The sequence below is a fragment of the Streptomyces sp. NPDC037288 genome, assembly GCF_055603265.1.
In genome coordinates, this window is the sequence record NZ_JBVJVY010000009.1 from 129,364 (window position 1) to 143,493 (window position 14,130).

Consider the following 14,130-nt stretch of genomic DNA (forward strand, 5'->3'; position numbering starts at 1 on the left):
CCCCGCCGCGGGCAGCGCCCGATGACGGCCACCGAGACGGCGCCGGACCTGGAACGCGCCACCCTGGACAAGGCCGCGCGCGAGAACTTTCCGGTGGCCCCCTTCTTCCTGCCCCGGGCGTGGCGCGACGACCTCATGGCCGTCTACGGCTTCGCCCGTCTGGTCGACGACATCGGCGACGGCGACCTCGCCCCGGGCGGAGCCGACGCCCGCACGCTCGGCGTGCCGCCCGCCGGGGCCGAGGACCGCCTGGTCCTCCTCGACGCGTTCGAGGCCGACCTGCGCCGCGTCTTCGACGGCACCCCGCGCCATCCGCTGCTGCGCCGGCTGCAGCCCACCGTCCGCCGCCGCTCCCTCACCCCCGAGCCCTTCCTCGCACTGATCGCCGCCAACCGCCAGGACCAGCTCGTCACCCGGTACGAGACCTACGACGACCTCCTCGCCTACTGCGAACTGTCCGCCAATCCCGTCGGCCGTCTCGTCCTCGCCGTCACCGGCACCGCCACCCCCGAGCGGATCCGGCTGTCCGACGCGATCTGTACCGCGCTGCAGATCGTGGAACACCTCCAGGACGTCGCCGAGGACCTCGGCCGCGACCGGATCTATCTCCCGGCCGCGGACATGAAGCGCTTTCACGTCCTGGAAACGGATCTTGGCGCAAAAACCGCGGGCGCATCGGTGCGCGCCCTGGTTGCATACGAAGCACAACGCGCCCGCGGTCTGCTGAATGAAGGCGCCCCCCTGGTGGGTAGCGTCCACGGCAGGCTGAAGCTGCTGCTCGCAGGGTTCGTGGCGGGGGGAAGGGCGGCGATCCGCGCGATCGCCGCCGCCGAATACGACGTACTTCCCGGCCCGCCCCGACCCGGCAAGGTCCAGTTGCTGCGTGAGGCGGGCGTGATCCTGCGAGGAGAGGGGTGATCCGGACCGTGGATTCTCCGTCGCACGTGTCCGCACCGGTACTCGCCGCCTACAGCTACTGCGAGACCGTCACCGGGCAGCAGGCCCGCAACTTCGCCTACGGCATCCGGTTGCTGCCCACGCCCAAGCGCCGCGCCATGTCGGCGCTGTACGCGTTTTCCCGGCGCGTGGACGACATCGGCGACGGCGACCTGGCCGGTGAGGTGAAGCTGAAGCGGCTGGAGGACACCAGGGCGCTGCTCGCCCGGGTCCGGGACGGCGAGGTGCACGAGGACGACACCGATCCAGTCGCCGTCGCCCTCGCCCATGCGGCACGCGCTTTCCCGGTCCCGCTCGGCGGGCTCGACGAACTGATCGACGGCGTCCAGATGGACGTGCGCGGCGAGACCTACGAGACCTGGGACGACCTGAAGGTCTACTGCCGGTGTGTCGCCGGTGCCATCGGCCGCCTCTCGCTCGGCGTGTTCGGCACCGAACCGGGAGCGCGCGGCGCCGAGCGCGCATCCGAGTACGCCGACACCCTCGGCCTCGCCCTGCAGCTCACCAACATCCTCAGAGACGTCCGCGAGGACGCGGCCGGCGGCCGGACCTATCTGCCCGCCGACGACCTCGCCAAGTTCGGCTGCTCGGCCGGGTTCGACGCGCCGACGCCACCGGAGGGCTCCGACTTCGCGGGCCTCGTGCACTTCGAGGTGCGGCGGGCCCGCGCCCTCTTCGCCGAGGGCTACCGGTTGCTGCCCATGCTCGACCGGCGCAGCGGCGCGTGCGTGGCCGCCATGGCCGGCATCTACCGCCGGCTGCTGGACCGTATCGAGCGCGACCCCGAGGCCGTGCTGCGCGGCCGGGTCTCGCTGCCCGGACGCGAGAAGGCCTACGTCGCCGTACGCGGCCTGTCCGGTCTGGACACCCGGCATGTGACGCGCCATGTCTCCCCGCGGTCCGCCAGGAGGCGCGCCTGATGGGCCCTCACCGAACCGGGAGACATGTGTCAGGCAACCCGCAGCAGCGGCGTGGCGTCCCTGACTGCGACGACCGGGCGTGCACCGTTCAACCAGCATGCTCAGCAGGACGGCGCCCCGAGGGGGCGCGGGGAACTGCGCGACCAGCCACGACGGGCCCGCAGGCGATTGACGGCCTGTCGCGGCACTCCTCGCGGAGCGCTCGCGCATGGAAGGACGCACGATGAGCGAAGGCCCACGCCCCGCACGGGCGCACGGCACCGCGGAACCGGAAGGCGCCGCAGGCCGCCGCGCCGTCGTGGTCGGCGGCGGGCTCGCCGGGATCACCGCGGCGCTCGCGCTCGCCGACGCGGGCGTCCGCGTCACCCTGCTCGAAGGCAGGCCCAGGCTGGGCGGCCTCGCCTTCTCCTTCCAGCGCGGCGAACTGACCGTCGACAACGGCCAGCACGTCTACCTGCGCTGCTGTACCGCCTACCGCTGGTTCCTCGACCGGATCCAGGGCGCGGCGCTGGCACCGCTGCAGGACCGCCTGAACGTGCCCGTCGTCGACGTCACCAAGCCCGAGGGCAGACGCCTCGGCCGGCTGCGGCGCGACCCGCTGCCCGTCCCCCTCCATCTGGGGCGCAGCCTGGCCGCCTATCCGCACCTCTCGCTCGCCGAGCGCGCCGCGGTCGGGCGGGCCGCGCTCGCGCTGAAGGGACTCGACCTCGCCGACCCGGCCCTGGACACCCAGGACTTCGGCAGCTGGCTGACCGCGCACGGCCAGTCGGCGCGTGCCGTCGAGGCCCTGTGGGACCTGGTCGGGGTCGCCACCCTCAACGCGGTAGCGGGCGACGCCTCGCTGGGGCTCGCCGCGATGGTGTTCAAGACCGGCCTGCTGTCCGACCCGGGCGCGGCCGACATCGGCTGGGCCCGCGTCCCGCTGGGCGAACTGCACGACCGGCTGGCCCGCAGGGCGCTCGACTCCGCGGGCGTGCGTACCGAGGTCCGTACACGCGTCACCTCCGTCTCTGTCAACGAAAACGGCGGCTGGAGCGTTCAAGTTCCCGGCGAGCGCCTCGAAACCGACGCCGTCGTCCTCGCCGTACCCCAGCGCGAGGCCCACGACCTGCTGCCGCCCGGCGCCCTCGACGCCCCCGGGCAGCTGCTGCGGATCGGCACCGCGCCGATCCTCAACGTCCATGTCGTCTACGACCGCAAGGTGCTCGCGCGCCCCTTCTTCGCCGCCCTCGGCACCCCCGTGCAGTGGGTCTTCGACCGCACCGACGCCTCCGGCCTGGACCGGGGCCAGTACCTGGCGCTGTCTCAGTCGGCCGCGCACACGGACATCGACCTGCCGGCCGCCGAACTCCGCGAGCGCTACCTGCCCGAGCTGGAGCGGCTGATCCCGGGTACCCGCGGCGCCGTGGTGAAGGATTTCTTCGTGACCCGGGAGCGCACAGCCACGTTCGCGCCCGCCCCCGGTGTCGGGCGCCTCAGGCCCGGCGCCCGTACCAAGGCCCCCGGCCTGTACCTGGCCGGAGCGTGGACCGCCACCGGGTGGCCCGCGACCATGGAGAGTGCGGTCCGCAGTGGCGTGAGCGCGGCCGACGCCGCGCTCAGTGCCCTGGGCCGGCCCCGCCCCCGCCATCTCTTCGAGTTCGAGGAGGCGGCCTGATGCCCGACCGGCACGCGGCAGGCCCCCGCACCCCCGGTACCGCAACAAGAGGAGAGACTGTGCCCACTGTGCCCCCGGCCTCGACGCCCGTCCCACGGGCCGCGGTGGACGTGACCGCGCTGCTGGAGCGCGGCCGGACCCTGGCCACTCCGGTCCTGCGTGCGGCCGTCGACCGGCTGGCGTCTCCCATGGACACCGTCGCCGCCTACCACTTCGGCTGGATCGACGCCGCCGGCAACCCGGCCGACGGCGACGGCGGCAAGGCCGTGCGGCCCGCTCTCGCGGTGCTCTCCGCCGAGGTCACAGGAGCCGCGCCCGAGGTGGGCATCCCGGGTGCCGTGGCCGTCGAACTCGTCCACAACTTCTCGTTGCTGCACGACGACCTGATGGACGGCGACGAGCAGCGCCGGCACCGCGACACGGTCTGGAAGGTGCACGGCCCCGCCCAGGCCATCCTGGTCGGCGACGCCCTGTTCGCCCTCGCCAACGAGGTGCTGCTGGAGCTCGGCACGGTCGAGGCCGGCCGGGCCACCCGCCGGCTGACCACCGCCACCCGCGCCCTGATCGACGGCCAGGCGCAGGACATCTCCTACGAGCACCGCGACCGGGTCAGCGTCGAGGAGTGCCTGGAGATGGAGGGCAACAAGACCGGCGCGCTGCTCGCCGCCTCCAGCTCCATCGGCGCGGTCCTCGGCGGCGCGGACGACGCCACCGCCGACGCGCTGGAGAAGTACGGCTACCACCTCGGCCTCGCCTTCCAGGCGATCGACGACCTGCTCGGCATCTGGGGCGACCCGGAGGCCACCGGCAAGCAGACCTGGAGCGACCTGCGCCAGCGCAAGAAGTCCCTGCCGGTCGTCGCCGCGCTCGCGGCCGGCGGATCCGCCTCCGAGCGGCTCGGCGAGATCCTCGCCGCGGACGCCAAGAGCAGCGACTTCGAGAACTTCTCCGAGGAGGAGTTCGCGGCCCGCGCGGCCCTCATCGAGGAGGCCGGCGGCCGCGCCTGGACGGCCGAGGAAGCGCGCCGTCAGCACACCGTCGCCATCGAAGCCCTCGACGCCGTCGACATGCCCGCCCGGGTGCGTGACTCCTTCACGGCGCTCGCCGACTTCGTCGTCGTACGAAAGAGATGATCCCTATCGGCCGAACACGCCTCGCGTAGTCGCCGGCCGGTGCCGCAGGATGGTGCGGACACCGGCCGACGGCGGACCCACAGCAGCACGACTCGCACGACTGCACGAAGGGGAAGCCATGACAGCGACGACCGACGGGAGCACCGGGGCGACTGTGCCGTCCCGTGCTGCCGCGGCCAGCGATACCACCCTCACCACCCCCGAGACGGCCGGGGTACACGAAGCCGCCGTACGCGCCGCCCGGCGCGCCACCGACTTCCTGCTCGCGCGGCAGGACGCCCAGGGCTGGTGGAAGGGCGACCTGGAGACCAACGTCACCATGGACGCCGAGGACCTGCTGCTCCGTCAGTTCCTGGGGATCCGCGACGAGCAGACCACGCAGGCCGCCGCGAAGTTCATCCGCGGCGAGCAGCGCGAGGACGGCACCTGGGCCACCTTCTACGGCGGGCCCGGCGAGCTGTCCACCACCATCGAGGCGTACGTCGCCCTGCGCCTGGCCGGCGACGCGCCCGGCGAGGCGCACATGGCGAAGGCCTCCGCCTGGATCCGTGAGCGCGGCGGTATCGCCGCCTCCCGTGTGTTCACCCGGATCTGGCTCGCCCTGTTCGGCTGGTGGAAGTGGGAGGACCTGCCCGAACTCCCGCCGGAGCTCATCTGGTTCCCCACCTGGATGCCGCTCAACATCTACGACTTCGGATGCTGGGCCCGGCAGACCATCGTGCCGCTGACCGTCGTCTCGGCCAAGCGCCCGGTGCGCCCCGCACCCTTCCCGCTGGACGAGCTGCACACCGACCCGGCGCACCCGAACCCGCCGAAGCCGCTTGCTCCGGTGGCCAGTTGGGACGGCGCCTTCCAGCGCCTGGACAAGGCGCTGCACCAGCTCCGCAAGGTCGCCCCGAAGAGACTCCGCAAGGCCGCGATGAACTCCGCCGCCCGCTGGATCATCGAGCGGCAGGAGAACGACGGCTGCTGGGGCGGCATCCAGCCCCCGGCCGTGTACTCGGTCATCGCCCTGCACCTGCTCGGCTACGACCTTCAGCACCCCGTGATGCGCGAGGGCCTCGCCTCGCTGGACCGTTTCGCCGTGTGGCGCGAGGACGGCGCCCGGATGATCGAGGCCTGCCAGTCCCCGGTGTGGGACACCTGCCTCGCCACCATCGCGCTCATCGACGCGGGCCTTCCGGTCGACCACCCGCAGCTGGTCAAGGCGGCCGACTGGATGCTCGGCGAGGAGATCGTCCGGCCCGGCGACTGGGCCGTGCGGCGGCCGGGGCTCCCGCCGGGCGGCTGGGCGTTCGAGTTCCACAACGACAACTACCCGGACATCGACGACACCGCCGAGGTCGCCCTCGCGCTGCGCCGGGTCCGGCACCACGACCCCGAGCGCGTGGACAACGCCATCGGACGCGCGGTGCGCTGGAACCTCGGGATGCAGTCGAAGAACGGCGCCTGGGGCGCCTTCGACGCCGACAACACCAGCCCGTTCCCCAACCGGCTGCCGTTCTGCGACTTCGGCGAGGTCATCGACCCGCCGTCCGCGGACGTCACCGCGCACGTCGTGGAGATGCTCGCCGCCGAGGGACTCGCGCACGACCCGCGGACCCGCCGGGGCATCGACTGGCTGCTCGCCGAACAGGAGCCGGACGGCTCGTGGTTCGGCCGCTGGGGCGTCAACTACGTCTACGGCACCGGTTCGGTGGTCCCCGCGCTGACCGCGGCCGGGCTGCCCGGCTCGCACCCGGCGATCCGGCGGGCCGTGGCCTGGCTGGAGAGCGTGCAGAACGACGACGGCGGCTGGGGCGAGGACCTGCGCTCCTACAAGTACGTCAAGGAGTGGAGCGGCCGGGGCGCCTCCACCGCCTCGCAGACCGCGTGGGCGCTGATGGCGCTGCTCGCGGCGGGGGAGAGGGACTCCAAGGCCGTCGAGCGGGGCGTCCAGTGGCTGGCCGGCACCCAGCGGTCGGACGGCACCTGGGACGAGCCGTACTTCACCGGCACCGGCTTCCCCTGGGACTTCTCCATCAACTACCACCTGTACCGGCAGGTCTTCCCGCTCACCGCGCTCGGCCGGTACCTGCACGGCGACCCCTTCGAGCGGGGCCTTCTCGCCGGGAAACCGCTGTCCGAGGCCAAGGTGAGCTTGAGTTGAGCCCCCAGCCCGCCCCGGTCCCGCTGCTGATCGCCTGCGCCCTCGGCATCGAGCACCTCGCCCTGCGCACCGGCGACCACGGCGGGGCCGGCGGGCCGGTCACCTTCGTCCGTACGGGCATGGGTCCTCGGGCGGCGGAACGGTCCGTCACCGGGTACCTGTCCGAGCCGCACCTCGCCGACGCCGCCGTGCTGGCCACCGGCTTCTGTGCCGGGCTCGCCCCCGGCATGCACCCCGGCGATCTGGTGGTCGCCGAGGAGACCCGGGACCCGCGCGGCACCGTCGCCTGCGTGGGCACCGAACTGCTGGTCAAGGAACTCGTGCGGGTGCTGCCCGGGCGCACGGTCCACACCGGCCCGCTGACCGGCTCCGACCGCGTCGTGCGCGGCCCCGAGCGGTCCCGGCTGCTCGCGACCGGTGCGATCGCGGTCGACATGGAGTCGGCGGCCACCCTGCTGAGCGCCGTCCGCATCGGTGAGCGCCCGGTTGCGGCCGTACGGGTGGTCGTGGACGCTCCCGAACATGAACTCGTCCGGATCGGCACGGTGCGCGGTGGAATATCGGCCTTCCGTGTTCTTCGATCCGTTCTTCCCGCATTTTTCGAATGGCACCGTTCTTTGCTGCTCCCCCGGAGGTGAGCCAGATGGCCATGCCGCTGCGTCAGTCCATCAAGGTCGCTACTTACCTGGCTGAACAGAAACTGCGCAGGCGGGACAAGTTTCCGCTCATCGTCGAGCTGGAACCGCTCTTCGCCTGCAACCTCAAGTGCGAGGGCTGCGGCAAGATCCAGCACCCGGCGGGTGTGCTCAAGCAGCGCATGCCGGTCGCCCAGGCCGTGGGCGCGGTGCTGGAGTCCGGTGCGCCGATGGTCTCCATCGCCGGCGGCGAGCCCTTGATGCACCCTCAGATCGACGAGATCGTGCGCCAGCTCGTGGCCAAGCGGAAGTACGTCTTCCTGTGCACCAACGCGATGCTGTTGCGCAAGAAGATCGACCAGTTCAAGCCCTCCCCCTATTTCGCCTTCGCCGTGCACATCGACGGCCTGCGTGAGCGGCACGACGAGTCCGTGGCGAAGGAGGGCGTGTTCGACGAGGCGGTGGAGGCCATCAAGGAGGCCAAGCGGCGCGGCTTCCGGGTCACCACCAACTCGACCTTCTTCAACACCGACACCCCGCAGACCATCATCGAGGTGCTCAACTTCCTCAACGACGACCTGAAGGTCGACGAGATGATGATCTCGCCCGCCTACGCCTACGAGAAGGCCCCCGACCAGGAGCACTTCCTCGGCGTGGAGCAGACCCGCGAACTGTTCAGGAAGGCGTTCGCGGGCGGCAACCGCAGGAAGTGGCGGCTCAACCACTCCCCGCTCTTCCTGGACTTCCTGGAGGGCAAGGTCGACTTCCCGTGCACCGCGTGGGCGATCCCGAACTACTCGCTCTTCGGCTGGCAGCGCCCCTGCTACCTGATGAGCGACGGGTACGTGCCCACCTACCGCGAACTCATCGAGAAGACCGACTGGGAGAAGTACGGCCGCGGCAAGGACCCGCGCTGCGCCAACTGCATGGCGCACTGCGGCTACGAGCCCACCGCCGTTCTCGCCACCATGGGCTCCCTGAAGGAGTCGCTGCGGGCCATGCGCGAGACCGTCTCCGGAAACCGGGAGTGACGCGATGACCGCCGTCCCCTTGGGTGTTCCCGGGGTACCGGCCCGGCCGGTCGCACCGCGGCGGCAGTCGCGGCAGATCCACGTCGGGCCGGTGGCGGTCGGGGGCGGAGCCCCGGTGTCGGTGCAGTCGATGACGACGACCCGTACGTCGGACATCGGCACCACCCTGCAGCAGATCGCGGAACTCACCGCGTCCGGCTGCCAGATCGTCCGCGTCGCCTGCCCCACGCAGGACGACGCGGACGCCCTCGCCACCATCGCCCGCAAGTCGCAGATCCCGGTGATCGCGGACATCCACTTCCAGCCGAAGTACGTCTTCGCGGCCATCGAGGCCGGGTGCGCGGCGGTCCGGGTGAATCCGGGCAACATCAAGAAGTTCGACGACCAGGTGAAGGAGATCGCGCGCGCCGCCAAGGACCACGGCACTGCGGTCCGCATCGGTGTCAACGCAGGCTCCCTGGACCGGCGGCTGCTGCAGAAGTACGGCAGGGCGACGCCGGAGGCGCTGGTCGAGAGCGCGCTGTGGGAGGCGTCGCTCTTCGAGGAGCACGGCTTCCGGGACATCAAGATCTCCGTCAAGCACAACGACCCGGTCGTGATGATCGAGGCGTACCGGCAGCTCGCCGAGCGGTGCGATTACCCGCTGCACCTGGGGGTGACCGAGGCGGGTCCCGCGTTCCAGGGGACGATCAAGTCGGCCGTGGCCTTCGGGGCGTTGCTGTCCCGGGGCATCGGCGACACGATCCGCGTCTCCCTGAGCGCGCCGCCGGCCGAGGAGGTCAAGGTCGGCATCCAGATCCTCGAGTCCCTGGGCCTCAGGCAGCGGCGTCTGGAGATCGTCTCCTGCCCGTCCTGCGGCCGGGCCCAGGTCGACGTCTACAAGCTCGCCGAGGAGGTCACGGCGGGCCTCGACGGCATGGAAGTGCCGCTCAGGGTCGCGGTGATGGGGTGTGTGGTCAACGGTCCCGGAGAGGCCCGTGAGGCCGACCTCGGAGTTGCCTCGGGCAACGGCAAGGGGCAGATCTTCGTCAAGGGAGAGGTCGTCAGGACCGTACCCGAGTCGAAGATCGTGCCGACCCTGATCGAGGAGGCCCTGAAGCTCGCCGAGCGGACGAGCCCAGCAGACGAAGTGAGTTGAGTACAGCACGGTACGGACCGAGAGGGGGCCCTGCGTGACCATTCTGGAGAGCATCCGGGGACCACGCGACCTGAAGGCGCTGTCCGAGGCGGAACTCGGTGAACTGTCCGAGGAGATACGTGAGTTCCTGGTGCACGCGGTGTCGAGAACCGGTGGCCACCTCGGGCCCAACCTGGGCGTGGTGGAACTGTCCGTCGCGCTCCACCGGGTCTTCGAGTCACCGGTCGACCGCATCCTGTGGGACACCGGCCACCAGTCCTACGTCCACAAGCTCCTGACGGGACGTCAGGACTTCTCCAAGTTGCGCGGCAAGGGCGGACTGTCCGGCTACCCCTCGCGCGAGGAGTCCGAGCACGACGTCATCGAGAACAGCCACGCCTCCACCGCACTGGGCTGGGCCGACGGCCTGGCCAAGGCCAACCAGGTGCAGGGGGCGAAGGGCCATGTGGTCGCGGTCATCGGCGACGGCGCGCTGACCGGCGGCATGGCCTGGGAGGCGCTGAACAACATCGCGGCCGCCAAGGACCGCCCGCTGATCATCGTCGTCAACGACAACGAACGCTCCTACGCCCCGACCATCGGCGGCCTCGCCAACCACCTGGCCACCCTGCGCACCACCGACGGCTACGAGAAGGTCCTCGCCTGGGGCAAGGACGTCCTGCTGAGGACACCCGTCGTCGGCACCACGCTCTACGAGTCCCTGCACGGCGCGAAGAAGGGCTTCAAGGACGCCTTCGCCCCGCAGGGCATGTTCGAGGACCTGGGCCTGAAGTACGTCGGCCCGATCGACGGCCACGACATCGGCGCCGTCGAGTCGGCGCTGCGCCGCGCCAAACGCTTCCACGGCCCCGTGCTGGTCCACTGCCTCACGGAGAAGGGCCGCGGCTACGAGCCCGCCCTCAACCACGAGGAGGACCACTTCCACACCGTCGGCGTGATGGACCCGCTGACCTGCGCGCCGCTCGCACCGTCCAACGGCCCCTCCTGGACCTCGGTGTTCGGTGACGAGATCGTGCGGATCGGCGAGGAACGGGACGACGTCGTCGCCATCACGGCGGCCATGCTGCACCCGGTCGGCCTCGGCGGGTTCGCCGAGCGGTTCCCGGACCGCGTGTGGGACGTGGGCATCGCCGAACAGCACGCGACCGTCTCCGCGGCCGGCCTCGCGACCGGCGGGCTGCACCCGGTCGTCGCGGTCTACGCCACCTTCCTCAACCGCGCCTTCGACCAGCTGCTGATGGACGTCGCCCTGCACCGCTGCGGGGTCACCTTCGTGCTGGACCGGGCCGGTGTCACCGGCGTCGACGGGGCCTCGCACAACGGCATGTGGGACATGTCCGTCCTGCAGGTCGTGCCCGGCCTCAGGATCGCCGCCCCGCGCGACGCCGGCCAGCTGCGCGCCCAGCTGCGCGAGGCCGTCGCCGTGGACGACGCGCCGACCCTGGTCCGTTTCCCGAAGGAGTCGGTCGGCCCGGACATCCCGGCACTCGACCGGGTCGGCGGCATGGACGTGCTGCACCGCTCCGAACACCCCGACGTGCTGCTGGTGGCCGTCGGCGTGATGGCGCCGGTGTGCCTGAAGGCCGCCGACCTGCTGGCCGCGCGCGGCATCCGCTGCACGGTGGTGGACCCGCGCTGGGCCAAGCCCGTCGACCCTGCGCTTCCGGGCCTCGCCGCCGGACACCGCCTGGTGGCCGTGGTGGAGGACAACAGCCGTTCCGCGGGTGTCGGTTCGGCGGTGGCGCTGGCACTCGGCGACGCCGATGTGGACGTGCCGGTACGGCGGTTCGGCATCCCGGAGCAGTTCCTCGCGCACGCCAAGCGCGGCGAGGTGCTGGCCGACATCGGTCTCACGCCCGTCGAGATCGCCGGGCGGATCAGCGCGAGCCTGGCCGTCAGGAACGCGGACGGCACAGCCAAGGAGAGTGAATGAGCACGGAGTTCGACCTCGGCGCCCTGCTCGCCGAGCGCGGAGCCGAACGCTACGAGCTGCACACCAGGTACCTCAACCCGCAGCTCCCGCGCATGCTGCACACCATCGGCTTCGACAAGGTCTACGAGCGGGCCGAGGGGGCCCACTTCTTCGACGCGGACGGCAACGACCACCTGGACATGCTCGCCGGGTTCGGGGTGATGGGCCTCGGCCGTCACCACCCGGTCGTCCGCAAGGCGCTGCACGACGTGCTCGACCTGGACCTCGCGGACCTCACCCGCTTCGACTGCCAGCCGCTGCCCGGCCTGCTCGCCGAACGGCTCCTCGCCCACAGCCCGCACCTGGACCGGGTGTTCTTCGGCAACAGTGGAACGGAAGCCGTCGAGACGGCCCTGAAGTTCGCCCGGTACGCCACCGGCAAGCCCCGTGTCCTCTACTGCGACCACGCCTTCCACGGCCTGACCACCGGCTCCCTGTCGGTCAACGGCGAGAGCGGGTTCCGCGACGGCTTCGCCCCGCTGCTGCCCGACACCGCCGTACCACTCGGTGATCTCGACGCCCTGGCGAGGGAGTTGAAGAAGGGCGACGTGGCCGCCCTGATCGTCGAGCCGATCCAGGGCAAGGGCGTGTACGAGGCACCGCCCGGCTATCTGCGCGCCGCCCAGGACCTGCTGCACAGGCACAAGGCGCTGCTCATCGCCGACGAGGTGCAGACCGGCCTCGGCCGCACCGGCGACTTCTACGCCTACCAGCACGAGGACGGCGTCGAACCCGACCTGGTGTGCGTGGCCAAGGCCCTGTCCGGTGGATACGTCCCGGTCGGCGCCACCCTCGGCAAGGACTGGATCTTCAGGAAGGTCTACTCGTCCATGGACCGCGTGCTGGTGCACTCGGCGAGCTTCGGGTCCAACGCCCAGGCGATGGCCTGCGGCCTGGCCGTGCTGGCGGTCATGGAGAACGAGCAGATCGTCGCCGGTGTGCGCAGGACCGGCGAGCTGCTGAGGTCCCGGCTGACCGCGCTGATCGACAGGTACGAGCTGCTGGCCGACGTGCGTGGCCGGGGCCTGATGATCGGCATCGAGTTCGGCAGGCCGTCCTCGCTGAAACTGCGCAGCCGCTGGACCATGCTGCAGGCGGCCCGCAAGGGACTGTTCGCGCAGATGGTCGTCGTACCGCTGCTGCAGCGGCACCGGATCCTCACCCAGGTCTCCGGCGACCACCTGGAGGTGATCAAGCTGATCCCGCCGCTGATCATCGACGAGGCGGACGTCGACCGGTTCGTGGAGGCCTTCACCGCCGTGATGGACGACGCCCACAGCGGCGGCGGCCTGATGTGGGACTTCGGCAAGACCCTGATCAAGCAGGCGGTGGCGGGCCGCTGAGCGCCGGCGGAGGAGCCGGCTCTCACCAGAAGAGCGGCAGGAAGAGCACGAAGGGACAGGCGAATCCGATGGCGCCCAGGACGGCTCCCGTGGCGGACGTCCACAGCCGGCCGATGCCGCGCAGCGCGTAGTGGATCCCCGTGAGGCCGAAGGTGACGGCGAGTGCGCCGCATATGAGCATCACGGGGACCAGGGCGAACGTGAGCCAGGGGCACAGGCCCGCCGCCGCAGCGCCGCCCAGCCCGAGTGCGGTGGGGCCGAGCAGGGTGGCGGGCGAATCGGTCCCTGCGGATGCGGTGCTCCCCGGCATGACGTCCCCCGTCTTTTGAACGTGTTCAAATCCTGGGGTTGATCGTAGCAGGGCGGTAGTCGACCCTTGGCCCTCAGGGTTCTTTGCCTCACAGGCAAGAAAATTGCCGCACAGGCAAAATGGGGGCTGAATGGAGGCATGAACGCCTCAGACGCCGGCCCGCCGGCGACCCCGGGCGACGAGCTGCCCGCCGTCGCACCGCAGTTGCGCGGACTGCGCCGGCGCGCCGGCCTCACCCTGGAGGCCGCGGCCCGCGCCGCCGGGCTCTCGCCGGCCCACCTGTCCCGGCTGGAGACCGGACGGCGGCAGCCGTCGCTGCCGATGCTGCTGGCTCTCGCCCGCATCTACGGTACGACCGTCTCCGAACTGCTGGGCGAGACGGTCGCCGACCGGAACGCGATCGTGCGGGCCGGCGACATGGAGCCGACCCGCGCCGGCGGCTGGACGTACTTCCAGGCCGGGGCGCCGGGCCGCGGCATGCAGGCCCTGCGTGTGCGCGTGCCGTACGGCTCGCAGGGCGACATCGTGCGCGTCCACCCCGGCGAGGAGTGGCTCTACGTCCTCAGCGGCCGGCTCCGGCTGCGCCTCGGTGACACCGCGGACCTGCTCGCGCCCGGCGACAGCGCGCACTTCGACTCGCTCACCCCGCACCGCCTCGCCGCCGAGGACCACGACGGCGTCGAGCTGCTGTTCGTCCACACCCTGCTGCAGAGTCCCACGGCCACGCTGTGCCTGGGGCCGCTGACCGGAGAGCTGCCATGAGCAACCTCGAGACGAAGTTCCCCCGTTCCCTGTGGATCCGCCTGATCATCTACATCGCCCTCGGCCACGTCCTGGCCGCGTTCCTGTTCCTGCTGTTCGCACTGGGCGCGAGGAACTGACGCG

General features: G+C 71.4%; 13 protein-coding genes. 12 read left to right on the top strand and 1 reads right to left on the bottom strand.

Features of this window, described 5'->3' with window-relative positions:
- The first annotated feature begins 21 nt into the window (after positions 1-21).
- From hpnC to ACZ7GZ_RS13885, 10 genes are all read left to right on the top strand, one after another.
- Positions 22-918, top strand: coding sequence for a squalene synthase HpnC (hpnC, locus tag ACZ7GZ_RS13840; protein ID WP_471023908.1), 897 nt, complete (start codon positions 22-24; stop codon positions 916-918).
- Positions 915-1,877 carry a presqualene diphosphate synthase HpnD gene (gene hpnD, locus ACZ7GZ_RS13845; protein WP_471023911.1) on the top strand — a complete coding sequence of 321 codons (963 nt, stop codon included), beginning with the start codon at positions 915-917 and terminating at the stop codon, positions 1,875-1,877. The genes hpnC and hpnD overlap by 4 nt, the downstream gene beginning before the upstream one ends.
- Before the next feature lie 223 nt (positions 1,878-2,100).
- Positions 2,101-3,534, top strand: a complete 1,434-nt coding sequence (hpnE, locus tag ACZ7GZ_RS13850) for a hydroxysqualene dehydroxylase HpnE (protein WP_471023913.1) — start codon at positions 2,101-2,103, stop codon at positions 3,532-3,534.
- A gap of 68 nt (positions 3,535-3,602) precedes the next feature.
- Entirely contained in the window at positions 3,603-4,667 is a 1,065-nt protein-coding gene (locus ACZ7GZ_RS13855; RefSeq protein WP_471024094.1) for a polyprenyl synthetase family protein, read from the top strand.
- A 118-nt stretch (positions 4,668-4,785) separates the two neighbouring features.
- Entirely contained in the window at positions 4,786-6,816 is a 2,031-nt protein-coding gene (gene shc, locus ACZ7GZ_RS13860) for a squalene--hopene cyclase (protein WP_471023916.1), read from the top strand.
- Positions 6,813-7,454 (top strand): phosphorylase family protein, encoded by a 642-nt coding sequence (locus tag ACZ7GZ_RS13865; protein WP_471023917.1) that lies wholly within the window; start codon positions 6,813-6,815, stop codon positions 7,452-7,454. The genes shc and ACZ7GZ_RS13865 overlap by 4 nt, the downstream gene beginning before the upstream one ends.
- A 5-nt stretch (positions 7,455-7,459) precedes the next feature.
- A complete protein-coding gene (gene hpnH / locus ACZ7GZ_RS13870) occupies positions 7,460-8,482 on the top strand; it encodes an adenosyl-hopene transferase HpnH (RefSeq protein ID WP_471023920.1) in 1,023 nt (340 codons plus the stop codon).
- Between the two features lie 4 nt (positions 8,483-8,486).
- Positions 8,487-9,620, top strand: coding sequence for a flavodoxin-dependent (E)-4-hydroxy-3-methylbut-2-enyl-diphosphate synthase (gene ispG / locus ACZ7GZ_RS13875; protein ID WP_471023923.1), 1,134 nt, complete (start codon positions 8,487-8,489; stop codon positions 9,618-9,620).
- 34 nt (positions 9,621-9,654) lie between these two features.
- Complete coding sequence (gene dxs, locus ACZ7GZ_RS13880; protein WP_471023925.1) at positions 9,655-11,553, top strand: 1-deoxy-D-xylulose-5-phosphate synthase; 1,899 nt, start codon at positions 9,655-9,657, stop codon at positions 11,551-11,553.
- Complete coding sequence (locus ACZ7GZ_RS13885; protein ID WP_471023928.1) at positions 11,550-12,935, top strand: aspartate aminotransferase family protein; 1,386 nt, start codon at positions 11,550-11,552, stop codon at positions 12,933-12,935. Before dxs ends, ACZ7GZ_RS13885 begins: the two co-directional genes overlap by 4 nt.
- A gap of 22 nt (positions 12,936-12,957) precedes the next feature.
- Here ACZ7GZ_RS13885 and ACZ7GZ_RS13890 read toward each other — a convergent pair whose 3' ends face one another.
- A complete protein-coding gene (locus tag ACZ7GZ_RS13890; protein WP_471023930.1) occupies positions 12,958-13,245 on the bottom strand; it encodes a hypothetical protein in 288 nt (95 codons plus the stop codon).
- A 138-nt stretch (positions 13,246-13,383) separates the two neighbouring features.
- Between ACZ7GZ_RS13890 and ACZ7GZ_RS13895 the strand changes: the two genes are divergently transcribed.
- On the top strand, positions 13,384-14,007 hold the full coding sequence (locus ACZ7GZ_RS13895; RefSeq protein WP_471023933.1) for a helix-turn-helix domain-containing protein: 624 nt from the start codon (positions 13,384-13,386) through the stop codon (positions 14,005-14,007).
- Positions 14,004-14,126 (top strand): DUF6126 family protein, encoded by a 123-nt coding sequence (locus tag ACZ7GZ_RS13900; RefSeq protein ID WP_471023936.1) that lies wholly within the window; start codon positions 14,004-14,006, stop codon positions 14,124-14,126. The genes ACZ7GZ_RS13895 and ACZ7GZ_RS13900 overlap by 4 nt, the downstream gene beginning before the upstream one ends.
- Positions 14,127-14,130: the final 4 nt, after the last annotated feature.

Bases quoted from the DNA above. Each gene is read 5' to 3' on its own strand.
- hpnC (WP_471023908.1), top strand. From the start codon at position 22: ATGACGGCCACCGAGACGGCGCCGGACCTGGAACGCGCCACCCTGGAC.
- hpnE (WP_471023913.1), top strand. From the start codon at position 2,101: ATGAGCGAAGGCCCACGCCCCGCACGGGCGCACGGCACCGCGGAACCG.
- shc (WP_471023916.1), top strand. From the start codon at position 4,786: ATGACAGCGACGACCGACGGGAGCACCGGGGCGACTGTGCCGTCCCGT.
- hpnH (WP_471023920.1), top strand. From the start codon at position 7,460: ATGGCCATGCCGCTGCGTCAGTCCATCAAGGTCGCTACTTACCTGGCT.
- ispG (WP_471023923.1), top strand. From the start codon at position 8,487: ATGACCGCCGTCCCCTTGGGTGTTCCCGGGGTACCGGCCCGGCCGGTC.
- ACZ7GZ_RS13885 (WP_471023928.1), top strand. From the start codon at position 11,550: ATGAGCACGGAGTTCGACCTCGGCGCCCTGCTCGCCGAGCGCGGAGCC.
- ACZ7GZ_RS13890 (WP_471023930.1), bottom strand. From the start codon at position 13,245: ATGCCGGGGAGCACCGCATCCGCAGGGACCGATTCGCCCGCCACCCTG.
- ACZ7GZ_RS13895 (WP_471023933.1), top strand. From the start codon at position 13,384: ATGAACGCCTCAGACGCCGGCCCGCCGGCGACCCCGGGCGACGAGCTG.
- ACZ7GZ_RS13900 (WP_471023936.1), top strand. From the start codon at position 14,004: ATGAGCAACCTCGAGACGAAGTTCCCCCGTTCCCTGTGGATCCGCCTG.